Here is a 26,562-nt window from a genome sequence, read left to right as displayed (position 1 = left end):
CGGAGTATTGGGGGAGGGCAGTGAAATTCGGTAGCCTGGGTCAAAATCGCATCAGCGCCTACAGGCATTGGCTTGTGGTGGTCATGCACAAGAATGGATATAGTCCGGCCTATTCGCGCAGACTGGACGGTCTGAAGGCTGCCAACGCATGGCTTACCTCGACCTGGACTGTGCACAGAACGGGGTGAATGAGCACGAGATCGAACCAGCTTGCGCCTCAATATATGAGATGTGAAATCAGCCGGGGAGTGGAGCCTAGCCACATGGAGAAGTACACGTTTATTGATCGGTATTTTCACAGCCAGCGCGAACTGTTGGACATCAGGCATTCTGAAGAGCGGGACATCAACACGCTGTTTACCTACCTGAATAACCTCCACTCTACGGCTGATAAGCTGCTTGAGCTATTCAACTGCAGCATCAAAACTGCTCCAGAATTCAAAATGCTTCGGATTATCAGAAACTATTTTCACCATGTCGGCGACGTCGACGAAATTCGTCTGCATGTCAAGGTCGAGGAAAATGTTCTCGTTAGCCATTCACAACACCTTCTAATACCACTAGAAGTGCTCGCAAAAAGCGTAAAATCATTTATCGACAACACGATACCTGACGAAAAAAACAAAAATTACAAAACCAAGTTGCGATTCGTGCAGAAGGAAATGAGTGACATCGCTGAGATCTTCGACTACGTGGCAAATCTCATGAAAGATCTCGAAATGTTCTGCCAAAAGCCTAGCCTAAGACTTGACGGAAAGGTCTACGAGCTCGGATTCGATATGTACAAATTCGTTTTCAACATTACGAATACTATTGCAGACAAATGCCGAGAAATCCCAGAGCTTCGCGAAAAGAAGGTGATCCAGGAGCTCGATTGGTCTTATCGTGCTGAAAACAACATAGGCAAGCACGACGTTTTTTGCAGCCCGTTCAACGTACCAATTACCACCACCGAAGGCTTCGTATACGCCAAGGACATTGACCTGGTGCGTTAACTTGCTTGCTGTGAACCGCCTGCTTTCACTTGCAGGCGGTGGTTCGCTACAGCGTGCGGGTCAAGGCATATAGGGTTCTGCCAAGTTGTCTATACGCCCGGCGCTGGTAGATCGTCTACCCGTGGCCTGTCACCGAGCTCATCCAGGAAATGCTTCGTCCTAGAGTAATCTACCCGGTTGACTATGTAGAAGAAGGGGAGTCCGGAGTATATATGGCATGATGATCATTCAGGCTGACATCTGGCGCACGCTGATCTGGAAAGCTTTCGAAATCTGCCCTTTGGAAACTTTTCCCCCAGACCTGCTGGAGTTTCGTCTGTAGCGCGACCTAGGCCTCTGATCTTGCAGTGCCGAAGCCCGGAGCGCGAGGAAGAAAAAAGACAAGGAGCAACACATTGTCAGCTGAAAACCAACCATCAGAACCCGAAAGCCAAAACGAACAAAGCGACTCAATCGACAAGCCTAAAAAGGCCTTCGTGCTCACCGACGAGGCGCGGCAGCGGATGGCGGAATCGGAAAAGGAGCACCGTCGTTACAAGCGTCGGGAGAAACGGTTTGAGTTCAGCTGGATTTCCTGGTTTTGCGATGAATTTCCGAATGAAGAGGTCAACAGGCCAGCTCTGGCTGAGCGACGCAACACGCGCCAGGAAATGGCGTATCACCGGTTTCGACAAATGACGAGCTGGTCGTTCTGGTCGCGGATGAAGTCTGGCGCCGGTATCAAGCTCGCAGCGGTGGGGGGCTTGGTTGCCGCATTCCTTCAGGCAGCTCCATCGCTGAAAGGCGCGGAGGCGGCGGTCGGGCCCTTGAGCTGGTTGCTGGTCGGCGGGGGCTTCTACTTGTTGGCGGTGATCTGGTTCGAGTGGAAATGTCCGGTTCTGCTAAAACGCACGCTTGCCGGGAAGGATGAGTACCTTGGCATTGAAGGGCGGCGTTGGTTGCTCGCGCTCGTTGAGGATGAGCTGCGACGCTGGTGGAGCGTTAAACACTATGAGCTGGATGTGGGCAGAATTAAGTCAGAGTCCAATAAACACCAGCTTGCGCTTGCAATCACTCAGCATGGTGACATTCCAGGCTTCGGTGGCTTTAGTGAATTCGCATCCGCACGGATCGAATATGCACTTCATGAGTACGCCCTGCTGACATCTACAGCGATCTGGCGGGAAGATTTCAAGCCGAACGAGTACCAAGAGTTCACGCCGGGACATCGATTTTGCCCACTTAATACGCCTCTGCGTAGCCTCCACTTGAGCGTCATGAATGGGAGTGAGGTGAAAATGGCTAAGGTGGGCAAGGAGGGCGATTTAGTGGTGCGCTGGCTTGACTGCCCACTGAACTTCCACTCGCAGCTACCGACGCATCGAAATCTGATGGTGTCTGCCTACGCAGAAGGTCTCATCTACCTGTTTCGCACCGACGCTTCTGCGCTGACATTCACTCGAATTATTGCGCAGTGGCAAAACACGGTGCGCCCATTGAGTCGGTTCGTACTCATTAGCCTGTTCCTGGCCAGCGGTGGCTGCTTCGTGTGGTTTGTTTTCCTACAGCTGAAGATTCTCCTGCCAAGCCTGCTTTGAGGTGCTGAATGACGAAGTCCCAGGCATGGCTACACGATTGAGAGCCCATGCCAAGTCTCGGGCGGCAGGCTGAGAACCTGTTGTTCTACATTCCCAGCCGGAATCAAGGTCAGGCTTGAGGCACCTTTAGGGTAGACGGTTTGGATGGCTCGGCCTGATCCGCTTTGGCCTGCCCGCTACGCGTTGTATCAATGCCCCAAACTGCCTTCGTGACTTCTTCAATTTTCGCCACGAACTTGTCGACGTTGAAGCCGGCTATAAAGGCCAGTGCGAAAAATCCAATTTCGCTTGCTCCGGTGTTCGAGGTTGTTGTCGCCGACGCCGTCAACACTGTGTCAGCAGTTGGGACAGTTCGGAGAAAACCTGGTCGCAATCGATATTCAATGACGCGCCATGAACACGAAGTACATGGCCCGTTGAGAGAGTGGACGCCAGAAGCGGGTTTGTCGAATCAGTGGGTTAAGCTGCTCATGAACATATCTGACATAGCACATGATTTAACATAATATACATTATGCGTAGTGCTGGATATTCCTCGTGGGTCTTCCCCAGGGTGCTTTTCAAGCAGCGATCTTGCCTTTTCACTCTTTGAACATTCAGGGGTCCACTCCATGCACGAATCGGCCAATCACCTCATCGACCTCCAATCACGTCACGCTCCGACATGGGATCGTCTGCGTGCCAATCAGTTTATCGAGCGCCATTGGTTCGACAGGTTTTCTTCAAGCCATGGGTGGCCATGGATCTGTACTGGATCCGGGCTGTGGTTCCGGTGAACCTGTCGCTCGTTATCTGATCGAAGTCGGATGTAACGTCACGGGCGTCGACGCTTGAGATTCGCTTGTGCGTTTATACCGCCATCGTTTTGCACATCAGCGTTGACTGACGGCTGATAGGCGAAGTCTGCAGCTGGGTGAAAAGTTTGCCGGGATCCTGGCCTGGAACAGTTCTTTCATTTGTCGCAGGCAGATCAGCGACGCATGTTCGCGGTAATCAGGGCTCATGCCGAGTCAGGGTCGATGTTGATGTTGATTCGGCGTGGCCAACCCTGAAGTAATGTTACGCAAAGCCGGTATTGCAGCGAGAGTTGGCAAGGTGATTGGCAACCCAAAGCCACAACCAGACAAGCCGCAAAGGTCTAGAGCGCAGTTTGCGAACCTGGTGCACGGACATTTCCAGATCCAAGACGAAGATGAACTGACGGATCATCTGGAAACACTCGAATAGAGTAAGATTTTTCTGGAAAAAAAGACCTGAATAAAGGAAAAACGCTCTTGCGCCCTGCTCTCTCTTTTAGTTGATTTAATTATAACTCAACTAAATGACTGTTTAGTTGAGTTATAATCTCGTGCATGTACCACCCTGGAAATAGATCGAGCTCACCCCCTCGTTTCTCTTCGCCAATGTAGCCTGTTTGTCAGACTCTCATCGGCATCGCCGCCATCCGCTGGTTCGGCCCACGACGCCTGGCCAGCATCGTCTTCGCAGTCAGGATATTGGACTACCCTTTATAAGCTAGTAATACAACGCTTCTCTTCGAAAGACCTTTATGGAGCATGGGCATGGGCGTGAACATGAACATGGACATTGCCGCCCGGCTCGAAGGCGACTGGCTGTCACCACTTGCCACTCCCCAGGGCAATGACAGTTGCGAAGGCTCTCGTAAAGTAGAAAACCTCGAAAAACACACCTGCCCCGCACCGTGCATGCGCCTGGGTGGCATCAGGTTTTCGAGCTGTATCGGCTTGCCAATCGCCTTTCTGGCGGGGGTCTTCGGCCTGCTTGCAGGCTGCGACAAAGAGCCGGTTTCCCCGGCGCGTCAGCCCCCGGATGTGACTGTCATGACGGTCACCGCGCGCGATACCCCGGTTACGTTTGAATTTGTCGCCCAGACGCAGAGTTCCCGTGAGGTGGAAATCCGCGCCCGGGTCGCCGGCTTTCTGGATAAACGCCTGTACACCGAAGGCGACTTGGTGAAAGCCGGGCAAACACTGTTCCAGATGGACCGCAAACCTTTCGAGGCAGCGCTGCTGTCGGCCCAGGGGCAATTGGCCCAGCAACAGGCGCGCTGGGAAGTGGCCAAGGCTACCCTGGCCCGCGTTCGCCCCCTGGCGGCGCAGAACGCAGTGAGCAAGATGGATCTGGACAATGCCGTCGGCGACGAGCGTCAGACCCGGGCCGCCATGCTTGCGGCAGAGGGCGCCGTGCGCACTGAGCAGTTGAACCTCAGTTACACCACCATCACCTCTCCCCTCACCGGCCTTTCGAGCTTTGCCAAAAAGCAGGAAGGCAGTTACGTAACGCCAGGTGAATCGGGACTGCTGACCTCCGTGTCACAGATGGACCCTATCTACGTCAACTTCAGTCTCTCGGAAAACGAAACGCTGAAATACCGCGACGAGATTGCCGCCGGACGCCTCAAGTTTCCATTGCGCAGCGACTTTGTCGTCGAAGTGATGTTGGCTGACGGTACGGTGGTGCCTGACCGCGGTCAGGTGAATTTTCTAGCGCCCTCTTTTAGTCAGGCAACCGGCACCTTTCTGGTCCGGGCAGTGGTCGCCAACCCGGCGGGCGTGCTGCGGCCCGGTCAGTTCGTGCGGGCCCTGGTCAAAGGGGCATCCCGACCGAACGCCATTCTTGTGCCGCAGAAGGCAGTCCTGGAGGGTGCCAGGAGCCGTTTCGTCTGGGTGATCAATGCCGAGGGCAAGCCCGAGCAACGCATTGTCGAAGTGGGTGACTGGCACGGCGATGACTGGTTTATCAGCAAGGGCCTGAGTGCCGGCGAGCGCATAGTGGTCGATGGTGCCATCAGGGTCACTCCCGGTGGGCCGCTAAATATCGTCGAGGCGCCTGGCGCTGCGGCGGCAGGCGCAGCACCAGGACAACCGGAAAAGGCCGCCCCGGCGGGGGCTGCCAGCGGGAATAGCCCATGAGCATTTCCCACTATTGCATCGATCGGCCGATCTTCGCCTCGGTGATTTCCATCATCATCACCCTGGCCGGCGCAGTGGCCATGGTCACGCTGCCGGTCGCCCAGTACCCGGACATCACGCCACCGCAAATCACCGTTGCCGCCACCTACCCGGGAGCCGATGCGCAGGTCGTGGCCAATAACGTGGCGGCGCCCATCGAGCAGCAGGTCAACGGCGCCGACAACATGATCTACATGAACTCGTCGAGCTCCGCGACGGGCAACATGACCCTCAATGTGTTCTTCGAGATTGGCACCGACCCGTCCCTTGCCCAGGTGGACGTGCAGAACCGGGTCAATCTGGCCCTGCCGCAACTTCCCTCCGCCGTCCAGAGTCAGGGCATACAGGTACAGAAGAAGTCGTCAGCTTTCATGATGGTCCTTGCGGTGTTCTCCGCCGGCGACCGCTATGACAGCACCTACGTCGCCAACTACGCCAACCTGTACATTCTGGATGCGATCAAGCGCATCCCGGGCGCCAACCAGGCCAGCATCTTCGGCACCCCGGACTACGCCATGCGAATCTGGCTCAAGCCCGACCGCATGGCCCAGCTGGGGATCACCGCCGCCGACGTGCAGAAAGCCGTGGCCAACCAGAACCAGCAGTTCGCGGTAGGCCGCGTCGGCCAATCCCCCACCGGCCAGGCAGTGGAGCAGTCGTTTGCCGTGACCACCAAGGGACGCCTGACCGAGCCGGCGGAATTCGAGAACATCATCTTGCGCGCCAGCAACGGTGGGGCCGCGATCGTTCGGCTCAAGGACGTCGGACGGGCCGAGCTCGGGCAGAAAGACTACTCCCTGCGCAGCACCTACCAAGGCCGTCCGGCGACACTGATTGCGGTGTATCAACAACCCGGCGCGAACGCCCTCGACGTCTCCGCGGCGGTCACCTCGACCCTGGCACAAATGAAAACGACCTTTCCCGAGGGCATCGAATACAAGATCGTGATGGACACCACTGCGTTTACCCGTGCTTCGATTTCCGAGGTGATCCACACCTTCTTCGAAGCCTTGGTGCTGGTGGTCGTGGTGGTCTACCTATTCCTGCAAAGCCTGCGTGCCACCCTGATCCCGGTGCTTGCGGTGCCGGTGTCCATCGTCGGCACCTTCATCGGCATGTCGGCCCTGGGATTTTCCGTGAACATGCTGACGCTGTTCGGCATGGTGCTGGCCATCGGCATCGTGGTCGACGATGCGATCGTGGTGATCGAAAACGTCGAACGCAACATGCAGGTCCACAAGATGCAGCCCAAGGAGGCCGCCAAACGGGCCATGGATGAAGTGGCAGGCCCCGTGGTCGCCATCGTGCTGGTGCTGTGCGCAGTGTTCATTCCAGTGGCCTTCATGGGTGGTATCACCGGCCAGCTCTACAAACAGTTCGCTATCACCATCGCCATCTCCGTGGTGATCTCCGGCCTGGTGGCGCTGACGCTTTCACCGGCCCTGGCAGCGCTGCTGCTCAAGCCTCAGCACGGAGAAAAGAACCGCTTTTTCCGTTGGTTCGAACACAGCTTCGAACGCATGACCGAAAGTTACTCTCGCTCGGTGGCGTTCATGATCAAGCGCTTCGTGCTCGCGCTGTTGCTCTTTGCCGGCATGATTGGACTGATCCTGTTGATGGCGCAGCGCATCCCCGGTGCGTTCCTGCCGCCGGAAGATCAGGGCTATCTGCTGGGCGCCGTGATCATGCCCGACGCTGCCAGCCTGGATCGCACGGGCGAGGTGGGCAAAGTGGCCAGCGATTACTACATGAATAATGAGGCCGTCGAGGGCGTCGCCATCGTTAACGGTTACAGCCTGCTGGACGGCCAGAACAAGAACAATGCCGCAGCCTTCTTCGTCGGCTTCAAGGATTTCGAGGAGCGCTACAAGGACTCGGACACTATCAAGGAGCAAAGCGCCCCTGCCGTGATCCAGGCGTCTGCCAAGGCCTTTTCCCAAGTGCAGGGCGGTATCATCCTGCCCGTCAACCCGCCCTCCATTCCCGGCCTGGGCACCACCGGCGGCATGGAGGTGTGGGTCCAGAGCAAGGGGGACGCCAGCACCGACCAATTGGCGGAAGTGGTCGGCAACCTCGTGGCAAAGGCCAGGCAGCGTCCGGAACTCGGCGCCATTACCTCCACCTTCAACGTCTTCTCCCGGCAGTTGCTGGTCGACGTGGACCGGGAAAAGGCCGAAACACTGGGTGTGCCGGTGGAGGATGTCTACAGCACCATGCAAACCATGTTCGGTTCCCTGTACGTTTCGCAGTTCAACAAGTTCAGCCGCCTGTGGCAGGTCATTCTGCAGGCCGAGCCGGCCTATCGCCTCAAGGCCGAGGATCTGCAACAGATCTACGTGCGCAGCAGCACCCACGAGATGGTGCCACTCAAAGCCCTGCTGACCACCCGGTACGTCACCGGGCCCGATCTGCTGACCCGCTTCAACAACTTCCCGGCGGTCAAACTCACTGCCAACGCGGCCCCCGGCTACAGTTCCGGGCAAGCGCTCCAGGCCCTGGAGGAAGTCAGCGCCGAGATCATGTCCAACGACTATGCCCTCGCCTTGAGTGGCGAGGCGTTCGAGGAGAAGAAAAGCGGCGGCACCTCCTCCCAGGTATTCATCTTCGGCCTGATCATGGTGTTCCTGATCCTGGCGGCCCAGTACGAGAAATGGTCACTGCCCGTGGGCGTGCTGCTGGCGGTGCCCTTTGCGTTGTTCGGGGCCCTGCTCGCCGTGTTGATCCGGGGATTGAGCAATGACGTGTATTTCCAGATCGGCTTGACCATGCTGGTGGCCCTGGCCGCCAAGAACGCGATCCTGATCTTCGAGTTTGCGGTACTGAACCGGGAACACGGAATGTCCGCCTACGATGCCGCGATGACCGCCGCCAGGGAACGCCTGCGGCCTATCGTGATGACGTCCCTGGCGTTCATCCTCGGCTGCGTGCCACTGGCCATTGCCGTCGGCGCATCCGAGAACAGCCGCCACTCCATCGGTACCGGGGTGATCGGCGGGATGCTGGCGGCGACAGTCATCGCGATCTTCTTCATCCCGCTGTTCTACTACCTGGTGGAGCGGATGACCGAGAAAAAGGGCGAGGTCAATAAGGCTGGTGAGCCCGGAGAACCGACGCCAGGTGCAGAGATTCCAGGTGGCGCAGCGCAAAACAGACATGAGGGAGATTGAGATGCACAAACCCCCTCTCCCACTATTGCTGTGCCTGGGCCTGGCTGGCTGCATGGTCGGCCCGGACTACCAGCGCCCTGAAACTGACACCCCGGCGGCCTATCGCTACGCGGACCAGGAGGCCAGGAATCTATCCAATACCCTGTGGTGGGAGCAGTTTCAGGATCCCGTCCTGAATGACCTGATCCGGACCGCATTGCTCGAGAACAAAGACATCAAGATCGCCGCCGCACGGGTGGAGGAATTCCAGGGCCGTTACGGCGAGACCCGTTCCCGGTTGTTTCCCCAAGTCGGGGCTGGCGCGCAAGGTGAGCGGACCAAGGCTCCCCGAGACAACGGCCCCGTCCCCCTGGATTCCAGCGTCGATCCGGTCTTCAACAACTACCAGGCCATCCTCAGCGTGAACTGGGAGCTGGATGTCTGGGGCCGTTTGCGGCGCCTCAACGAGTCCGCCCGCGCCGATCTGCTAGCTTCGGAGGAAGGTCGCCGTAGCGTCATACTGAGCCTGGTATCGTCGGTGGCGTCGAGTTACGTGACGCTGCGCGATCTTGATCGGGAGCTGGAAATTGCCCGCACAACTGCCAAGGCGCGGGGGGACTCCTATGACATATTCAAACTGCGCTTTGGCGCCGGCACCATCTCCGAAATGGAATTGGCACAGAACCAATCCGAGTACCAGCGGACCCTGGCCTCGGTCGCGCAATTCGAGCCCTTGGTGGCGCAACAGGAAAACGCCCTGGCAGTGCTGCTTGGCCGCAACCCGGGGCCCATCATACGGGGGCGTGAACTGGCCCGACTGACGCTACCGTCGGTGCCCGCCGGTTTACCTTCGGACTTGCTGGAACGGCGACCTGATTTGCGCCAGGCCGAGCTGAACCTGATCTCGGCGAACGCCCGTATCGGTGCGGCCAAGGCCCTGTACTTCCCGACCATTTCCCTGACCGGGCTGCTGGGCTCTGTCAGCAACCAACTCTCGAACCTGTTCACCGGGCCCGCCGAAACCTGGTCTTATGCTGTCGCCGCGAGCATGCCGATCTTCACTGCCGGTGGAATCTCCGGGCAGGTGCAACAAGCGCAAGCCTTTCAACAACAAGCGCTGCTGAGCTACCAGCAGGCGATTCAATCGGCCTTCAGGGATGTGGAAAATGCCCTGATCGTATCGAGCAAATCCCGCGAGCAGATGGCCTTCCAGGCAAATCAGGTCGAGGCGCTACGGACTTACGCCCGGTTCGCGCGGCTGCGCTATGACAATGGCTACACCAGCTACATTGAAGTTCTGGATGCCGAACGCAGCCTGTTTGACGCCGAGTTGAATTACACCCGCACCCAGGGCCAGGTGTTCACCGCCATGATTGATGTGTACAAGGCGACTGGCGGAGGTTGGGTGAACGAGGCTGCCAGGCTGACGGCCACTGAGGTGCCCACGTCAGCGAGCAGCGGCAAACCGCGGCAATGAGCGGGGTGCAGATCGCCGGTCATCCGCTCAGCGATCCTCGTCCTCCCGATCCCCCTCATCCCTCCAATCCACCGGATGGGTCTCGAGATAGCTGCTGACGGCGGCACCTATCGTCGGAAAGAACGCCGCTTCGCCAAACCGCGCGAAAAGCCCGAAGCGCTTCAGCTTGTCCTTGACCGGGTCCTTCATCTCGGCCACGCACAACTTGATGCCAGCCGTGTGCAAGGTTTCGTCCAGCTCGGCCAGCATGTCGGCAGAGGTCACGTCCACGCTGGTGACCGGTTCCGCCGCAACGACCAGCCAGCGCACGGGTGCAGGCGATGTCGCCACTGCGTCCAGCACTCGGTCATTGAACAGCTCGGCGTTGGCAAAAAACAACGGCGCATCCCAGCGAAACAGGACCAGGCCGGGGATCAGGCGCGCGTCGGGATAACGCGTGATGTCGTGGTAGCCCTGAATGCCTTTGGCGCGTCCCAGAACCGCCGAGTACGGGCGCCAGCCATCCCACAGGAATTCGATGACCGCAATCACGATGGCCAGGCCGATGCCCTCAATTGCACCCAGCACGGCCACGCCTACCGTACAGGCAATTGACAGCCAGAACTCCCAACGCTGGATGCGATAGATTCGTCGCAGGTCGCTGACCTCGATCAGGCCGATAGCCGATGCAATCACCACCGCAGCCAGTGCGCTGGAGGGTAAGTTCTGCAGCAGGTCCGGCGCCACCATCAGCAACAAGGCAACCGCCAGCGCGCCGACGACTCCGGTCAGCTGGGTCCTGGCGCCTGCGGCCTCGGCCACGGGAGTACGTGACGAACTGCTGCTGATCGGGAAGCCCTGAAAAAATCCCGCGGCCAGGTTGGCGACGCCGAGCCCCACCATCTCCTGGTTCGGGTCGACATAGGTTTGGGTCCGCGCCGCATAGACACGCGAGAGCACGCTGGTGTCAGCGAACGAGACGAGGGCGACGGCGCAACCGCCGATCAGCACGGGGACGATATCGGCGCTGGTGATCCAGGGGATGGCGAACGCAGGCAGGCCTTGTGGAAGTGAGCCGAGGACCGCCACATTAGCCCGCGCCGCAAGGTCCAGCACGCCAACGGCGACGGTCGCGCCCGCCACGGCGATCAGGATGCCCGGCACGCGCTTGTGGTTCTTGAGCAGCAGGATCACCGCCAGGGTGGATGCGCCGACCATGAACGTGGTCCAGTTGGTCTTTCCATCCATCACCGCTGTAACGATGGCCCATAAGTTTCGCAGCGGTCCGTCGGTTTCGATCGAAAAGCCGAAAAGCTTGGGCAGTTGGCTGATCAATACCGTCAACGCGATCCCGTTCATGTACCCGTAGCGGATCGGTTTGGACAGCAGCTCCGTGACGAAGCCCAGGCGCGCTACGCCAGCGAGGATGCACACCGTCCCCGAGACAATCGCCATCATGCCCGCAAGGGCGATTGCGCGCTGCGGATCGCCGCCGGACAGTGGCAGGACGACGGCGAGGATCACGGCAGCGAGCGAGGAATCCGGCCCCAGCACCAGAATCCGGCTGGGGCCGAACAACGCATAGGCGAGCAGCGGAACGATGGTCGCGTAGAGGCCATAGATGCCGGGTACGCCCGATGCCACCGCGTAGGCGATGCCGACGGGCACCAGCATGGTGGTCAGCACCAGCCCCGCCACGATGTCGTGCCGCAACCAGGCCACCGGGTATCCGCGCAACGTGCGCAGTCCCGGCAGCCAACGGCCCCAGCCGGTTTGATCGTCGCCCGTACCCCGGCGCGCAATCCGGCCCGGCTCCGGGAGGGGGGGCGAAGAATCCGGATGGCTCATAGGACTGTGGCCCTTTGGTATACAGCGCAAATTCGTTTAAACGTACCCGTCAGAATTTTTCAGGGATTCGCCTGAACGGATAATCCGGTTCGCGATAGCCGCCTGGCTTCTGCCGCTTGGGCAACGTCACCTTCTCGCGCGGCACATTCTTGTACGGGATGCGGCTGAGCAAGTCGGTGATGATGTTGAGGCGAGCCCGGCGCTTGTCGTTTGAGTTGGCCACCAGCCACGGCCCATATTCGGTGTCGGTCGCCTTGAACATGTCGTCACGTGCGCGCGAGTAGTCATACCAGCGGCCGTACGACTTGAGATCCATAGGGGAAAGTTTCCAGATTTTGCGTCCATCCTTGATCCGCGCCTCGAGTCGGCGGGTCTGCTCCTCCGGGCTGACTTCCAGCCAATACTTGAGCAGGATAACTCCCGAGTTGACGATCGCATGCTCCACGAGGGGTACTGACTTCAGGAAACTGGCAACCTGCTTTTCGGTGCAGAAGCCCATCACGCGCTCGACGCCCGCACGGTTGTACCAACTGCGATCGAAGATCACCACTTCACCCGCCGCGGGCAGGTGCGGCAGGTAGCGCTGCATATACATCTGGCTCTTCTCGCGATCGGTCGGCGCAGGCAACGCCACCACTCGAAAGACCCGCGGGCTCACCCGTTCGGTGAGCGCCTTGATCGTCCCGCCCTTGCCGGCACCGTCGCGCCCCTCGAAGACGATACAGACCTTGATGCCCTTTTGTTTGACCCACTCCTGCAACTTGACCAGTTCGACATGCAGTCGGCGCAGCTGATCAAGATAGTCTTTGTTCGTCAGCTTCAAGCTTTCAGCGGAATTACTCTTAGGGGCGCCCTTCTTATCCTTTGCCATGACCAAGTCCTCGCAGTAGATCGCGCATTGCTTCGAGCAAAGCGCAGCGTCGGTTTTGGACGGCCCCTCTGCTCTTTACGTTTGACTCCGGTAACTAATCGCGTGAGTTTAGTCCATGACCCGATCAAGCGCGCATGTGCACTCCCCTTATCCGCCGAGCGCTATGATCGCGGCAATCAGCAGCGTGCCGGTGACTGCCAGCGCCATCCCGCCCTGCCACGGTTTTGCACCGGCGTATCGCGCAAGAATCCAACCGGCCACGAATAGCACCCCGAGTCCGACCAGGTTGGACACCCGTACTGCGAGAGTCGTCTGGTCGAGCAACAGGAAGGGCACCACGAGCGGGAATGTCGAGGACACGACCAGCAGGAAAACGCCGAGTGCGCCCTTGAAGTCATCCCGGCCAAGGCGCGGCGGCACCGGCATGGCGGGATCTTCGACCAGACGGCGGCGCAACAATTCCAGCCCGTCGGTGCCGGCCGCTGCCGCCAGACGCGGCGGTAACGCATCAGCAATGAGCGCCTGCCCGGTGGCCGCGTCCGCCCCGCCGCACAGGTTTGCCAGTAACGTGCGGTTGCGCGTGCGCTCGATCAGGGTACGCAGCAGGTACATCACCGCGTCCGCGAGCCCCCAGGCGAGGTTGCAGCCGAGCGCGGCGATCATCATCGTCCGTTCCGCCTCCTGGCCAGCCGTCGCCACGCTGATCGTTCCGGTGAAGGTCATCGCCATGAGCAGGCCGAAGATCACCTCGGTGACACGCTCGATCGGATCGAGCACACGTGGCGGTTTTTGATCTCCAGTGCTTTGCATGCGTCCAACCTCGGCGGATCCGGGCCTGTGTGATGCCCTTTGGGGCAGGTTCATGGGCCGGTTTTTCGGGGAAGGTCTTTTCCAGCCCCCTTTCATTGTAGTTTGAAACGATTTTGTTGCCGCAATGACAGACGGGCAAGGGTGAACGCATTCAACGGGACACACATGCGCTACTTGCGCGGTCGACAGCTCCAGCCACTAAATGACATGAGCCGTTTTCGGTCTAGGCTCATAGGTGGCTTATCGATCAAGCAGGAAGCTCATATAAATGCACCAGAGCCGTCAGCGGAGTTTTTATGTTCGTCAGCCTGTTAATCATCCTCGCCTCCTCCCTGGTAGTCATTGCTCTGTTCCATCGCCTGCGATTGCCGCCGGTGCTGGGTTACCTCTGTGTGGGGCTGCTGGTCGGGCCGACGGCGTTCGACTGGGTGAACGAAAGCGAAGCGTTGCCGCTCCTCGCCGAACTGGGCGTAGTGTTTTTGCTGTTCTCCCTGGGGTTGGAGTTTTCCCTGTCGAAAATGATTGCACTGCGTCAGGTGGTGTTTGGCCTCGGCAGCCTTCAAGTGCTGATGTCCGGGGCACTGTTGGGCGCGTTGCTGATGATCTCAGGCATGCCGGCCACGTCTGCGTTTTTGCTCGGCGGCGGTCTGGCGCTGTCTTCCACGGCCATTGTCAGTAAAGAGCTCGGCAGCCTCGGCGAGATTTTCAGCAGCCACGGCCAGAATGCCATCGGCGTGTTGCTGTTCCAGGACGTGGTGGCGGTGTTGTTGCTGACCCTGGTGCCGGTGTTCGCTGGTACCAGCGATCAAGCCTGGTATTGGGCATTGCCCCTGACGCTGGGCAAGACCCTCGTGCTGTTCGTCGGGCTGTCGCTGGTCAGTCGCTGGGTGTTGCCACACTTGTTTCATGAAGTGGCCGCGTCCCGTTCCGCAGAGCTGTTCGTGCTGCTGGCCCTGGTCATCGTTCTGCTGACCGCCGGGCTGACTCACCTGATCGGCCTCTCCCCTGCCCTGGGCGCATTTCTCGCTGGCATGCTGCTGGGGGAAAGCCACTACCGGCATCAGATCGAGGCCGACATCCGCCCCTTTCGCGACATCCTGCTCGGCGTGTTCTTTGTCAGTATCGGCATGCTGATCGACTTGCGACTGTTTGCCAGCCACGGCCTGCTGATCCTCGGTCTGACCCTGGGGTTGCTGCTGATCAAGGGCAGCGTGGTCGCGCTGTTGGTCAAATGGCGCGGCAGCGATAATGAAACCGCTTGGCGCAGCGGCCTGGCATTGGCCCAGGGCGGCGAGTTCTGCTTTGCACTGATGGCGCAGATGCAGCAAACCCGACTGATGCCCGCCGACCTCGGTGGCCTGCTGCTGGCCGCGACCTTCTGCTCAATGGTAGTAACCCCGTCGCTGCTGCGCGCCGCTCCGCACATTGCCGCACGCTTGCACCGCAAGCCCAACGAAGAAGCCAAACTCGAGGAGATCAGCGCGCTCAACGCGGGGGTGCAGGGCCATGTGGTGATTTGTGGTTACGGTCGTGTGGGGCAATCCATCGGACGTTTTCTGCGCAATGCCCAACAGTCCTACATCGCACTGGATAACGACCCGGTACGGGTTCGGGAAGCAGCGGTCGGTGAAAGCAGTGTGCACTACGGCGATTCACATCGTGGTGAACTGCTGGTCGCGGTAGGCCTGGAGCGCGCCAGCCTGCTGGTAATCGCCGTGGACAAGACGGACACCGCATTGCAGGTGTTGCAGGAGGCACGCCGAATCAACCCGAGCGTGCCAATCCTGGTGCGCACTCGGGACGACAGTCAGAGGGCCGAGTTGAAGGCGGCCGGTGCCAGCGAAGTCGTGCCTGAGTTGCTGGAATCCAGCCTGATGCTCGCCTCTCATGCGCTGATCATGTTGGGTCTTCCCGAGCAGCAGGTGCAGGACCGGGCCGACCAGGTACGACATGACCGCTATAGCCTGCTGCACGGTTTTTATCCCGGCGCCGAAGATGACGAATCCTGATTCTGTACAAAATCCCTTGAAATGCCCATTCCGGCCACGACTGATACGCCAGCAACAACCTCATAACGACAGCAAGCCGCTGTACAACCCATAGGCCGCCAGCCCCGCCCCGGCGATGACGCAGGTAAAAATCCCCTTCTCGATAGGCGTGAACAGCGGTTCGCCCTGCTCATGCCTGGCCTTGGCGAACAGAATCACCCCGGGCGCATACAGCAACGCTGAGAGCAGCAGATATTTCACCCCGCCGGCATACAACAGCCATGCCGCGTAACTCAGCGCAACGCAGCCAATCAACAGATCCTTGGTCTGCTCGGCCGAGGCATGTTCGTAGGTTTCACCGCGCCCGCTCAACAGCACCGCATAGGCCGCCGACCACAGGTACGGCACCAGAATCATCGAGGACGCGAGGTAGATCAGGCTGGTGTAAGTACCCGCGGAAAACAGCGTGATCAGCAGGAAAATCTGGATCATCACATTGGTCAGCCACAACGCGTTGACCGGCACATGGTTGGCGTTTTCCTTTTTCAGGAAGGCCGGCATGGTCTTGTCCTTGGCCGTGGCGAAGAGGATTTCGGCGCACAGCAGCGCCCACGACAACAAGGCCCCGAGCAGCGAAACCGCCAGCCCGATGCTGATCAGCAACGCACCCCAAGGGCCGACGATGTGCTCCAGCACTGCCGCCAGCGACGGGTTCTGCAGTTTCGCAAGTTCCGGTTGGCTCAAGATCCCCAGCGACAACACGTTCACCAACACCAGCAGCGCCAGCACCCCGACAAAACCGATGACCGTCGCCCGGCCGACGTCCGAACGTTTCTGCGCCCTGGCCGAATAGACACTGGCGCCTTCGATGCCGATGAAGACGAACACGGTCACCAGCATCATGTTGCGCACCTGGTCCATCACGCTGCCGAAATTCGGGTTGCTGCGACCCCATATGTCGCGGGTGAAGATGTCTGCCTCAAAGGCCACGGCGGCAATCACAATGAACATGATCAGCGGCACGATCTTGGCCACGGTGGTCAATTGATTGATGAACGCCGCCTCCTTGATCCCGCGCAGCACCAGAAAGTGCACCGCCCACAGCAGGACCGAGGCGCAGCCGATGGCGATCGGCGTGTTGCCCTGGCCAAAGACCGGAAAAAAATAACCGAGGGTGCTGAACAGCAGCACGAAGTAGCCGACGTTGCCGAGCCAGGCGCTGATCCAATAGCCCCAGGCCGATGAGAATCCCATGTAGTCGCCGAACCCGGCCTTGGCGTAGGCATACACCCCGGAATCCAGTTCCGGTTTGCGATTGGCCAGGGTCTGGAAGACAAAGGCCAGGGTCAGCATGCCCACGGCGGTGATCGCCCAGCCGATCAGCACGGCACCGGCATCGGCTCGCTCCGCCATGTTCTGCGGCAAGGAAAAGATCCCGCCGCCAATCATCGAGCCCACCACCAAGGCAATCAGCGCACCCAAGCGAAGCTTTTGCGTCGGTTGCGACATTCCTGCGTCTCCCTTGCCCGGTGCGACTACCGCCGCGAGACCGTCACATAGTGGGTTTAACTTAATAGCTAAAGCGTAATAACGTATATCAATTAGCGCCAATGAATGTCTTTTATTTATAACCAATCACTCTATGGAGACAAATCCAAATAGCAGTTTTGTCGGTGTTTCCTCATCAACCACTCTAAAAGCAAAGATCAACATTTTTAAAACACAGGAACAAACTAGCGTCTAAACTTCCACCGATAAGCTATGTTCCTGTTAGTTCTGATCGACATCTCTGGACAGGGCTTTTTCGGCAACGCCGTGATGCTCGGGCGTGAAAGATTCATAAGTCTTTCATTAACAAAGGAATGGCGCCATGCATTGATCTAAGTCAGCTGTTTGAATAGCGCGCAGATTACTCTGTTGTCTCTCTTCTCCTGAATTGGAGTCATGCAATGTCTGAATCACCCGGAAAACTCCGGCTAGGCGCATTAGTCGCTCTGGTGGTCGGATCGATGATTGGTGGCGGGATCTTCTCGCTGCCGCAAAACATGGCGGCCAGTGCCGATGTCGGTGCCGTACTGATTGGCTGGGCCATCACCGCCGTGGGCATGTTGACCCTGGCGTTTGTGTTCCAGACCCTCGCTAACCGCAAGCCTGACCTGGACGGCGGTGTCTACGCCTACGCCAAGGCCGGTTTCGGCGATTACATGGGTTTCTCCTCGGCCTGGGGCTACTGGATCAGTGCCTGGCTGGGCAACGTCGGCTACTTCGTGCTGCTGTTCAGCACCCTCGGTTATTTCTTCCCGATTTTCGGCGAAGGCAACACCGTGGCCGCGGTGATCGGCGCATCGCTGCTGCTCTGGGCCGTGCATTTCCTGGTGCTGCGCGGGATCAAGGAAGCGGCGTTTATCAACCTGGTGACCACCGTTGCCAAAGTCGTACCGCTGCTGTTGTTTGTGCTGATCGCACTCTTCGCGTTCAAGCTGGACATTTTCACCGCCGACATCTGGGGCCTGAAAAACCCGGACCTGGGCAGCGTGATGGACCAGGTGCGCAACATGATGCTGGTGACTGTCTGGGTGTTCATCGGCATCGAAGGCGCGAGCATCTTCTCGGCCCGTGCCGAGAAGCGTTCGGATGTCGGCAAGGCGACCGTGATCGGCTTCATCACCGTGCTGCTGTTCCTGGTGCTGGTGAACGTATTGTCGCTGGGGATCATGACTCAACCGGAACTGGCAAAATTGCAGAACCCGTCGATGGCGGCGGTGCTCGAGCATGTGGTCGGTGACTGGGGCGCGGTGCTGATCAGCGTCGGCTTGATCATCTCGCTGCTCGGGGCGCTGCTGTCGTGGGTGCTGCTGTGCGCGGAGATCATGTTCGCCGCCGCCAAGGACCACACCATGCCGGCGTTCCTGCGCAAGGAAAACGCCAACCAGGTGCCGGTCAACGCCTTGTGGTTGACCAACGCGATGGTGCAGCTGTTCCTGATCATCACATTGTTTTCGGCCAGTACTTACCTGTCGCTGATCTACCTCGCCACCTCGATGATCCTGGTGCCTTACCTGTGGTCGGCGGCCTACGCGTTGCTGCTGGCGGTGCGCGGCGAGAGTTATGAGAACGCCCTGGCCGAACGCAAGAAAGACCTGGTCATCGGCGCCATCGCCCTGATTTACGCGGTCTGGCTGATCTATGCCGGCGGCGTCAAATACCTGTTGCTCTCCGCCCTGCTCTACGCCCCCGGCGCGATTCTGTTCGCCAAGGCCAAGCTTGAAGTCAACAAACCGGTTTTCACCAACGTCGAGAAGCTGATTTTCGTCGCGGTCGTCGTGGGTGCCCTGGTGGCAGCTTACGGACTGTATGACGGCTTCCTGACTCTGTAGCACCTGAATGATTTGTCATCTGGAGGAAAACTGTAATGACCAAGGAAAAAGTTAAGTACGGCGTCCATTCCGAAGCCGGCAAACTGCGCAAAGTCATGGTTTGCTCCCCCGGCCTGGCCCATCAGCGGCTGACCCCGAACAACTGCGACGAACTGCTGTTTGACGACGTGCTGTGGGTCGCCCAGGCCAAGCGCGACCATTTCGATTTCGTCACCAAAATGCGCGAACGCAACATCGATGTGCTGGAAATGCACAACCTGTTGACCGATATCGTGGCCATCCCTGAAGCCCTGGACTGGATTCTGCAGCGCAAGATCACCGCCAATTCAGTGGGCCTGGGCCTGGTTAACGAAACCGACTCCTGGATGCGTAGCCTGGAGCCGCGCAAGATCGCCGAATTCCTGATTGGCGGGGTCTCCGCCGATGACCTGCCGGACAGCTTCGGCGGCAAGACCATCCAGATGTTCCGCGATTTCCTCGGCCACTCGAGCTTCATTCTGCCGCCGCTGCCCAACACCCAGTTCACCCGCGACACCACCTGCTGGATCTACGGTGGCGTGACCCTGAACCCGATGTACTGGCCGGCCCGCCGTCAGGAAACCCTGCTGACCACGGCCATCTACAAATTCCACCCGCAGTTCACCAACGCCGACTTCCAGATCTGGTACGGCGACCCGGACCAGGAGCACGGCAGTTCCACCCTTGAAGGGGGCGACGTCATGCCGATCGGCAATGGCGCGGTGTTGATCGGGATGGGCGAGCGCTCTTCGCGCCAGGCCATCGGCCAGCTGGCGCTGAATCTGTTCAAGCACAAAGCGGTTGAGCGGGTGATCGTTGCCGGCCTGCCGAAGTCCCGCGCGGCGATGCACCTGGACACCGTGTTCAGCTTCTGCGACCGCGACCTGGTGACCATCTTCCCGGAAGTGGTGAACCAGATCGTTGCCTTCACCCTGCGCCCTGACGAAAGCAGACCGGGCGGCATGGACATTCGTCGCGAAGAGACCAACTTCCTCGACACCGTCGCCGCAGCGCTCAATCTGAAAACCCTGCGCGTGGTCGAAACCGGCGGCAACAGCTTCGCCGCCGAACGCGAACAGTGGGACGACGGCAACAACGTAGTGGCCTTGGAACCCGGCGTGGTGATCGGTTACGACCGCAACACCTACACCAACACCCTGCTGCGCAAGGCCGGTGTCGAAGTCATCACTATCACCGCCGGCGAACTCGGTCGAGGCCGTGGCGGTGGCCATTGCATGACCTGCCCGATCATCCGCGACCCGATCGACTACTAACCCATTATTGACGTGCTTGCCGCGGCCCCCACGAAGAGCCTCGGCAAGTGGACGACCGACATCCAAGGAGATCCATCATGGCTTTCAATATGCGCAACCGCAGCCTGCTGAGCTTGATGCACCACACCACTCGCGAGCTGCACTACCTGCTGGACCTGTCCCGGGACCTGAAACGCGCCAAGTACACCGGCACCGAACGGCCACACCTCAAAGGCAAGAACATCGCGCTGATCTTCGAAAAAACCTCGACCCGCACCCGCTGCGCCTTCGAAGTCGCGGCCCACGACCAGGGCGCTCACGTCACCTACATCGACCCGGTGTCGTCGCAGATCGGCCACAAAGAAAGCATGAAAGACACCGCCCGCGTGCTGGGGCGGATGTTCGATGCCATCGAGTACCGTGGCTTCGAACAGGAAATCGTCGAAGAGCTGGCCCAGTTCGCCGGCGTGCCGGTGTTCAACGGCCTGACCGCCGAATTCCACCCGACGCAAATGATCGCCGACACCCTGACCATGCGCGAACACAGCGACAAGCCGCTGCATGACATCAGCTACGCCTACCTCGGTGACGCGCGCTACAACATGGGCAATTCGCTGCTGATGATCGGCGCCAAGCTGGGCATGGACGTGCGCATCGCCGCCCCCAAAGCCCTGTGGCCCCATGCCGACTTCATCGCCCAGTGCAAAGCCTTCGCCGAAGACAGCGGTGCGCGCATCACCATCACCGAAGACCCGCTGGCTGCGGTCAAGGGCGTCGATTTCATCCACACCGATATCTGGGTGTCCATGGGTGAACCGGTGGAAGCCTGGGACGAACGGATCGAGCAACTGCTGCCGTATCAGGTCAACGCCAAGATGATGAAGGCCTCGGGCAACCCACGAGTGAAATTCATGCACTGCCTGCCGGCCTTCCACAACAGTGAAACCAAGGTCGGCAAGGACATCGCCGCGCGGTATCCGCACCTGGCCAATGGCGTTGAAGTCACCGAAGAGGTGTTCGAATCGCCGGCCAACATCGCCTTCGAGCAGGCGGAAAACCGCATGCACACGATCAAGGCGATCCTGGTGTCGGCGCTGGCGGATATCTAAAGCTGACCACTTTTTCATGATCAACCATTGACGGGCAGGAGCTGCCGCAGACTGCGATCTTTTGACTGAAGATCAAAAGATCGCAGCCTTCGGCAGCTCCTACGGGAGACTGCATCATGCGTATCGTCGTTGCTCTGGGTGGTAACGCCCTCCTGCGTCGTGGTGAACCCATGACCGCGGACAATCAACGCATCAACATCCGCACCGCTACCGAACAGATCGCCAGGATTCATCCCGGCAACGAACTGGTGATTGCCCACGGCAATGGTCCGCAGGTCGGCCTGCTGTCGTTGCAGGCGGCCGCCTATACCTCGGTAACGCCCTACCCGCTGGACGTCCTCGGCGCCGAAACCGAAGGCATGATCGGCTACATGATCGAACAGGAACTCGGCAACCTGCTGGATTTCGAAGTACCCTTTGCCACGCTGTTGACCCAGGTTGAAGTCGACGCCCAGGACCCGGCCTTCCAGAACCCGAGCAAACCCATCGGCCCGGTCTACTCCAAGGCTGATGCACAAAGACTCGCCGCGGAAAAAGGCTGGAGCATCGCCCCCGACGGCGACAAGTTCCGCCGGGTGGTGGCCAGCCCGAAACCCAAGCGCATCTTCGAGATCCGTCCGATCAAATGGCTGCTGGAAAAAGGCAGCATCGTGATCTGCGCCGGCGGTGGCGGGATCCCGACCATGTACGGCGCCAACGGCAAACTTCAGGGCATCGAAGCGGTGATCGACAAAGACCTCTGCTCGGCGCTGCTGGCCGAGCAGCTTGAAAGCGACCTGTTGGTGATCGCCACGGACGTCAACGCGGCGTATGTCGACTGGGGCCAACCGACCCAGAAGGCCATCGCCCAGGCCCACCCGGACGAGCTGGAACTTCTGGGCTTCGCCGCCGGCTCCATGGGACCGAAGGTCCAGGCCGCCTGCGAGTTCGCCCGCAACACTGGAAAAGTCGCGGTGATCGGTTCACTCTCGGACATCGAAGCAATCGTCGAGGGCAAGGCCGGCACCCGTATCAGCACGGCGAAACCCGGTATCACTTACCAGTAAAAACCTCGGGGCAGGATCCTCGCCTGCCCCCACTTCAATAATGCCTTTTGCAGGAGAGACGCCAATGGCCACGTTCGAGCCCGGTCATCTGCACATCGAGCGCCACGCGCTGAACAAGGACGATGTCAGCTACAACGTATTCATCGACTATGAAGTCACCCAGGATCCCAAGGAAGGCAAAGGGATGCTGTTCACGATGCATGGCAGCATCCAGGGCAAGGAAATGAAGGAGAACTTCTACCTGCCCAAGGATCAGGCCTACAACTTCGCCAGCAATGTCACGAAAATCGCAGAGAAGTACGGCATTCCCAAGATGCTGAGCAGCATCGGTTCGGTACACAAGCACTACGACGCGATGTTCGAAGACGTGCGGGTACAGCTGAATATGAAATCGGGGGACCCGGTGAAGCCTGAACATCTGGAATGAATCCGAAGGCCAGCCCTCACCCTCTCCCCACCGGGGAGAGGTATCTACACATCTTTAAGGGCTACCGAATACTGTGGCGAGGGAGCAAGCTCCCTCGCCACGGGTAGAGTGTTCGGCCAACGAGATGTGTAGTTACCAGGTCTTGAAAGCGCTAGAGATCTGCTCCCGTTCCTCTCTCACCCGCGCTCAGTTCGTGTTCTCGGATCAACCGCTTGTTGATTTTCCCGACACTGGTCTTGGGAATGTCGGCAACGATCCTGATCTGCCTGGGGATCGCCCACTTGTTGATACGGCCACTCTCGACATACTGATGCAGATGGACTTCCAGTATTTCGGCGGTAATGCCTGCTCCTGACGCGCAAACTACCAGGGCCACTGGCCGCTCACCCCACTGCGGGTCAGGAATGCCCACCACCGCGACCGAGCTGACTGCCGGGTGTTCGCTGATCAGGCTCTCCAGCTCCAACGAGCTGATCCACTCCCCTCCCGTCTTGATGACGTCTTTGATCCGGTCCTTGATCTCCACCACGCCGAGGGCATCGATCGAGGCGATGTCACCGGTATGCATCCAACCGTTTTGCCAAAGCTGTGCCCCCTGCTCCGGCTCTTTGAGGTAGCCTTGGGTCAGCCAGGGCGCACGTACCACGATTTCGCCCAGCGCCTCGCCATCGTGAGGTGCGTCATTGCCGCTGGCATCGATGATCCGCAAATCGACCATCGGCACCGCAATCCCAGTCTTGATTCGAGCGGCCACCTGCGCTTGCGCGGGTTGTGCAAGTTCTGCCTCACGCAAGTGAGTCAAACACAGTAACGGGCAGGTCTCGGACATCCCGTATCCGCTATGGACCTGCAGGCCCCTTGCGGTCGCCTGGGCCGCGATGCCCTGGGTCAACGCACTTCCACCCAAGAGCATTTTCCAGCCGTTGAAGTCAGTCTGCGCGGCTTCGTCGCACCCCAGGATCATCTGCAGAATCGTCGGCACGCAATGGGAAAAGCTGACCTTTTCTTCGCGGTACAACCTGACCAGGCTATTGGGCTCATACCGCCCCGGGTAAACCTGCTTGATCCCCATCAGCGTCGCGACATAGGGCACGCCCCAGGCATGCACATGAAACATCGGCGTGATGGGCATGTACACATCGTCCGAGCGTAACAACGGCAAGCCCTGGTACACGCCCAGGGTACCCACGGCATTGAGGGTATGCAGCACCAACTGACGGTGCGTGAAGTAGACGCCCTTGGGATTTCCGGTGGTGCCGGTGGTGTAGAAAATGGTCGCCACCGAGTTCTCGTCGAAGTCAGGGAAGTCGAAGTGAGCGTCAGCCTGCGCCAGCAGGCATTCATATTCCCCCACCACCGGCAGCCCGGTCGGTGTCGTGCCGACATCACTGAGCTGGATATAGCCCTTGACGGTCGTCAGCTCGCCCTGAATCTGCTCGATCAACGGCAGGAAATCATCATGCACCAACACCAGGTCATCCTCGGCGTGGTTCATGGTGTAGAGCACCTGCTCCGGGGAAAGGCGAATATTGACCGTGTGCAGCACCGCGCCAATCATGGGCACGGCAAAGAAGCACTCCAGATAACGGTGGCTGTCCCAATCCAGCAGCGCCACCGTGTCTCCTGCCTTGACGCCGGCATTCGTCAGCGCGTTGGCCAATCGCCTGATTCGTTCATTGAGCGTCCGGTAGCTGTAACGCAGCTTGTCCGCGTAGACGATCTCCTGCTCCGGTGCGTATCGCGCACCCGAGAGCAGCAGGCTTTTGATCAGCAATGGATAGGCATAGGCGCCTTGCGCGGGCGCGATTATTTTTGTTGTCACCACGGTAGTCTTCCTGATTTTTATTAATTGGAGATCACTCTCCAGCTCATGGGGGTCAGAACTGCTCGGCATTGAGCAAGTACAGCGACTCGCTACCGGCCTTCACCGACGCAGCCAACGAATGAACTCGCGGTAACAGGCGGGCAAAGTAGAAGCGTGCGGTGCCCAGTTTGCTGGCGTAGAAATCGTCCTGCGCTTCCTTGCCCATGGCGGCTTGGGCCATCAACGCCCACATGTAGGCATAGGCGGTGTAGCCGAAAGCCTGCAGGTACTCCACGGAAGCCGCGCCGATCTCATTCGGGTTGGTTGTGCAGCGATCCAGCACCCAGGCGGTCAATTCATCGAGGTTGTCCAGGGCCGCATTCAGCGGTTTGACGAATTCGCCCAGCTGCGCACCCGCGGTGGCGGTGAAATGTCGAACTTCGTCGGCAAACAGTTGGTAGGACGCGCCGCCGGTGCCCAGCACCTTGCGCCCGACCAGGTCCAGCGCCTGAATGCCGTTGGTGCCTTCGTAGATCTGGGTGATACGCACGTCGCGCACCAGTTGCTCCTGGCCCCACTCGCGGATGTAGCCGTGACCGCCGAATACCTGCTGACCATGAATGGTGGTTTCCAGACCCAGGTCGGTGAGGAAGGCCTTGGCGACCGGCGTCAACAGCGCCACCAGTGCCTCGGCGCGTTTGCGTGTAGTCGGGTCCTCGCTGAACTTGGCGGTATCGAGTTGCATGGCCACGTAGGTGGAAAACGCTCGACCGCCTTCGTTGCAGGCTTTCATGGTCAGCAACATGCGGCGCACGTCCGGATGCACGATGATCGGGTCAGCCACCTTGTCCGTGGCTTGCGGACCGGTCGGCGATCGGCTTTGCAGACGATCACGGGCGTACTCGACGGCGCTTTGATAGGAACGCTCGCCGCAAGCCAGACCCTGGATGCCAACGCCCAGGCGCTCATAGTTCATCATGGTGAACATGGCCGCCAGGCCCTTGTTCGGCGCATCGACGATCCAGCCCGTGGCGCCGTCGAAGTTCATCACGCAGGTGGCCGAAGCCTTGATCCCCATCTTGTGTTCGATCGAGCCGCAGGACAGCGCGTTCTTCTGGCCCGGACTGCCATCGGCATTGACCATGAACTTCGGCACCAGGAACAGCGAGATGCCTTTCGGGCCTGCCGGTGCATCGGGCAGCCTGGCCAGCACCAGGTGGATGATGTTTTCGGTCAGGTCGTGCTCGCCGCCGGTAATGAAAATCTTCGTCCCGCTGACCTTATAGGAACCGTCGGCCTGCGGTTCGGCCTTGGTGCGGATCATCCCCAGATCGGTCCCGGCATGCGGTTCGGTCAGGCACATGGAGCCAGCCCAGACGCCGGCATACAGGTTTGGCAGGTACGTCGCTTTCAACGATTCACTGGCGTGAGCGTTGATGGCCAGGCAGGCGCCGGCGGTCAGCATCGGATACAGGCCGAAGGAAAGATTGGCTGCGTTGACCATTTCCTCGACCTGGGCGCCGATCACCTTGGGCATGCCCATGCCGCCGTACGCCGGATCGCCGCCAACGCCGACCCAACCGCCCTCGGCAAACGCCCGATAGGCGGCCGGGAAACCGGCTGGTGTGGTCACCTCGCCGGCGCACCAGGAACAGCCCTGCTCGTCGCCACCGCGATTGAGCGGCGCGATGAGGTCTGCGGTAATCTTGCCGGCTTCCTCGAGGACGGCATTGGCGGTGTCTTCATCCACCACCTCGGCCAGGGCCGGCATTGCGGCCCACAACCTGGAGACTTCGAAGACCTCGTTGAGTACGAAACGAATGTCGCGCAGGGGCGCTTTGTAATCAGACATGATTGAACTACTC

General features: G+C 59.4%; 17 protein-coding genes. 11 read left to right on the top strand and 6 right to left on the bottom strand.

All coding sequences use genetic code 11. The features are described 5' to 3' along the window. The first annotated feature begins 263 nt into the window (after nt 1–263). From AC3IUA_RS15290 to AC3IUA_RS15270, 5 genes are all read left to right on the top strand, one after another. A complete protein-coding gene (locus AC3IUA_RS15290; RefSeq protein ID WP_489354999.1) occupies nt 264–995 on the top strand; it encodes a hypothetical protein in 732 nt (243 codons plus the stop codon). A 395-nt stretch (nt 996–1,390) separates the two neighbouring features. Continuing rightward, the gene (locus tag AC3IUA_RS15285; RefSeq protein ID WP_489354997.1) at nt 1,391–2,572 is read left to right on the top strand and encodes a hypothetical protein; all 1,182 of its coding nucleotides are present in this window, start codon (nt 1,391–1,393) and stop codon (nt 2,570–2,572) included. A gap of 1,562 nt (nt 2,573–4,134) precedes the next feature. After that, nucleotides 4,135–5,505 carry an efflux RND transporter periplasmic adaptor subunit gene (locus AC3IUA_RS15280; protein ID WP_489354995.1) on the top strand — a complete coding sequence of 457 codons (1,371 nt, stop codon included), beginning with the start codon at nt 4,135–4,137 and terminating at the stop codon, nt 5,503–5,505. Beyond that, on the top strand, nt 5,502–8,711 hold the full coding sequence (locus AC3IUA_RS15275) for an efflux RND transporter permease subunit (RefSeq protein WP_489354993.1): 3,210 nt from the start codon (nt 5,502–5,504) through the stop codon (nt 8,709–8,711). Before AC3IUA_RS15280 ends, AC3IUA_RS15275 begins: the two co-directional genes overlap by 4 nt. Nucleotide 8,712: 1 nt before the next feature. Further along, the gene (locus AC3IUA_RS15270) at nt 8,713–10,167 is read left to right on the top strand and encodes an efflux transporter outer membrane subunit (RefSeq protein WP_489354991.1); all 1,455 of its coding nucleotides are present in this window, start codon (nt 8,713–8,715) and stop codon (nt 10,165–10,167) included. Between the two features lie 27 nt (nt 10,168–10,194). Here AC3IUA_RS15270 and AC3IUA_RS15265 read toward each other — a convergent pair whose 3' ends face one another. The 3 genes from AC3IUA_RS15265 to AC3IUA_RS15255 form a co-directional block, all read right to left on the bottom strand. Then, nucleotides 10,195–11,994 carry a SulP family inorganic anion transporter gene (locus AC3IUA_RS15265; protein WP_489354989.1) on the bottom strand — a complete coding sequence of 600 codons (1,800 nt, stop codon included), beginning with the start codon at nt 11,992–11,994 and terminating at the stop codon, nt 10,195–10,197. Nucleotides 11,995–12,043: 49 nt separating this feature from the next. Beyond that, nucleotides 12,044–12,865, bottom strand: coding sequence for a polyphosphate kinase 2 (gene ppk2, locus AC3IUA_RS15260; protein WP_489354987.1), 822 nt, complete (start codon nt 12,863–12,865; stop codon nt 12,044–12,046). 147 nt (nt 12,866–13,012) lie between these two features. Continuing rightward, on the bottom strand, nt 13,013–13,675 hold the full coding sequence (locus tag AC3IUA_RS15255; protein WP_489354985.1) for a hypothetical protein: 663 nt from the start codon (nt 13,673–13,675) through the stop codon (nt 13,013–13,015). A 296-nt stretch (nt 13,676–13,971) separates the two neighbouring features. Here AC3IUA_RS15255 and AC3IUA_RS15250 point away from each other — a divergent pair, with 296 nt between their 5' ends. Beyond that, nucleotides 13,972–15,684, top strand: a complete 1,713-nt coding sequence (locus AC3IUA_RS15250) for a cation:proton antiporter (protein WP_489354983.1) — start codon at nt 13,972–13,974, stop codon at nt 15,682–15,684. Between the two features lie 60 nt (nt 15,685–15,744). On the opposite strand, the gene arcD (AC3IUA_RS15245) is transcribed toward AC3IUA_RS15250, so the two are convergent. Then, the gene (gene arcD / locus AC3IUA_RS15245) at nt 15,745–17,172 is read right to left on the bottom strand and encodes an arginine-ornithine antiporter (protein ID WP_489354981.1); all 1,428 of its coding nucleotides are present in this window, start codon (nt 17,170–17,172) and stop codon (nt 15,745–15,747) included. A gap of 440 nt (nt 17,173–17,612) precedes the next feature. Between arcD (AC3IUA_RS15245) and arcD (AC3IUA_RS15240) the strand changes: the two genes are divergently transcribed. From arcD (AC3IUA_RS15240) to AC3IUA_RS15220, 5 genes are all read left to right on the top strand, one after another. Next, nucleotides 17,613–19,040 (top strand): arginine-ornithine antiporter, encoded by a 1,428-nt coding sequence (arcD, locus tag AC3IUA_RS15240; protein ID WP_489354979.1) that lies wholly within the window; start codon nt 17,613–17,615, stop codon nt 19,038–19,040. A gap of 35 nt (nt 19,041–19,075) precedes the next feature. Beyond that, nucleotides 19,076–20,332, top strand: a complete 1,257-nt coding sequence (gene arcA, locus AC3IUA_RS15235) for an arginine deiminase (RefSeq protein WP_489362184.1) — start codon at nt 19,076–19,078, stop codon at nt 20,330–20,332. A gap of 77 nt (nt 20,333–20,409) precedes the next feature. Next, the gene (locus tag AC3IUA_RS15230; RefSeq protein ID WP_489362182.1) at nt 20,410–21,420 is read left to right on the top strand and encodes an ornithine carbamoyltransferase; all 1,011 of its coding nucleotides are present in this window, start codon (nt 20,410–20,412) and stop codon (nt 21,418–21,420) included. A gap of 116 nt (nt 21,421–21,536) precedes the next feature. Continuing rightward, nucleotides 21,537–22,466 (top strand): carbamate kinase, encoded by a 930-nt coding sequence (gene arcC / locus AC3IUA_RS15225; protein ID WP_489362181.1) that lies wholly within the window; start codon nt 21,537–21,539, stop codon nt 22,464–22,466. A gap of 64 nt (nt 22,467–22,530) precedes the next feature. Then, nucleotides 22,531–22,893, top strand: coding sequence for a DUF5064 family protein (locus AC3IUA_RS15220; RefSeq protein WP_489362179.1), 363 nt, complete (start codon nt 22,531–22,533; stop codon nt 22,891–22,893). Between the two features lie 151 nt (nt 22,894–23,044). On the opposite strand, the gene AC3IUA_RS15215 is transcribed toward AC3IUA_RS15220, so the two are convergent. Further along, nucleotides 23,045–24,718, bottom strand: coding sequence for a fatty acid--CoA ligase (locus AC3IUA_RS15215; protein ID WP_489362178.1), 1,674 nt, complete (start codon nt 24,716–24,718; stop codon nt 23,045–23,047). A 52-nt stretch (nt 24,719–24,770) separates the two neighbouring features. After that, nucleotides 24,771–26,549, bottom strand: a complete 1,779-nt coding sequence (locus tag AC3IUA_RS15210; protein WP_489362176.1) for an acyl-CoA dehydrogenase C-terminal domain-containing protein — start codon at nt 26,547–26,549, stop codon at nt 24,771–24,773. Between the last annotated feature and the right edge of the window lie 13 nt (nt 26,550–26,562).

The sequence above is a fragment of the Pseudomonas sp. KH_050 genome, assembly GCF_057838875.1.
Note: the sequence above shows the minus strand (reverse complement) of the source record. Positions and strands in the feature narration are given on the sequence as shown.

Bases quoted from the DNA above. Each gene is read 5' to 3' on its own strand.
- AC3IUA_RS15290 (WP_489354999.1), top strand. From the start codon at position 264: ATGGAGAAGTACACGTTTATTGATCGGTATTTTCACAGCCAGCGCGAA.
- AC3IUA_RS15280 (WP_489354995.1), top strand. From the start codon at position 4,135: ATGGGCGTGAACATGAACATGGACATTGCCGCCCGGCTCGAAGGCGAC.
- AC3IUA_RS15275 (WP_489354993.1), top strand. From the start codon at position 5,502: ATGAGCATTTCCCACTATTGCATCGATCGGCCGATCTTCGCCTCGGTG.
- AC3IUA_RS15270 (WP_489354991.1), top strand. From the start codon at position 8,713: ATGCACAAACCCCCTCTCCCACTATTGCTGTGCCTGGGCCTGGCTGGC.
- AC3IUA_RS15265 (WP_489354989.1), bottom strand. From the start codon at position 11,994: ATGAGCCATCCGGATTCTTCGCCCCCCCTCCCGGAGCCGGGCCGGATT.
- ppk2 (WP_489354987.1), bottom strand. From the start codon at position 12,865: ATGGCAAAGGATAAGAAGGGCGCCCCTAAGAGTAATTCCGCTGAAAGC.
- AC3IUA_RS15255 (WP_489354985.1), bottom strand. From the start codon at position 13,675: ATGCAAAGCACTGGAGATCAAAAACCGCCACGTGTGCTCGATCCGATC.
- AC3IUA_RS15250 (WP_489354983.1), top strand. From the start codon at position 13,972: ATGTTCGTCAGCCTGTTAATCATCCTCGCCTCCTCCCTGGTAGTCATT.
- arcD (WP_489354981.1), bottom strand. From the start codon at position 17,172: ATGTCGCAACCGACGCAAAAGCTTCGCTTGGGTGCGCTGATTGCCTTG.
- arcD (WP_489354979.1), top strand. From the start codon at position 17,613: ATGTCTGAATCACCCGGAAAACTCCGGCTAGGCGCATTAGTCGCTCTG.
- arcA (WP_489362184.1), top strand. From the start codon at position 19,076: ATGACCAAGGAAAAAGTTAAGTACGGCGTCCATTCCGAAGCCGGCAAA.
- AC3IUA_RS15230 (WP_489362182.1), top strand. From the start codon at position 20,410: ATGGCTTTCAATATGCGCAACCGCAGCCTGCTGAGCTTGATGCACCAC.
- arcC (WP_489362181.1), top strand. From the start codon at position 21,537: ATGCGTATCGTCGTTGCTCTGGGTGGTAACGCCCTCCTGCGTCGTGGT.
- AC3IUA_RS15220 (WP_489362179.1), top strand. From the start codon at position 22,531: ATGGCCACGTTCGAGCCCGGTCATCTGCACATCGAGCGCCACGCGCTG.
- AC3IUA_RS15210 (WP_489362176.1), bottom strand. From the start codon at position 26,549: ATGTCTGATTACAAAGCGCCCCTGCGCGACATTCGTTTCGTACTCAAC.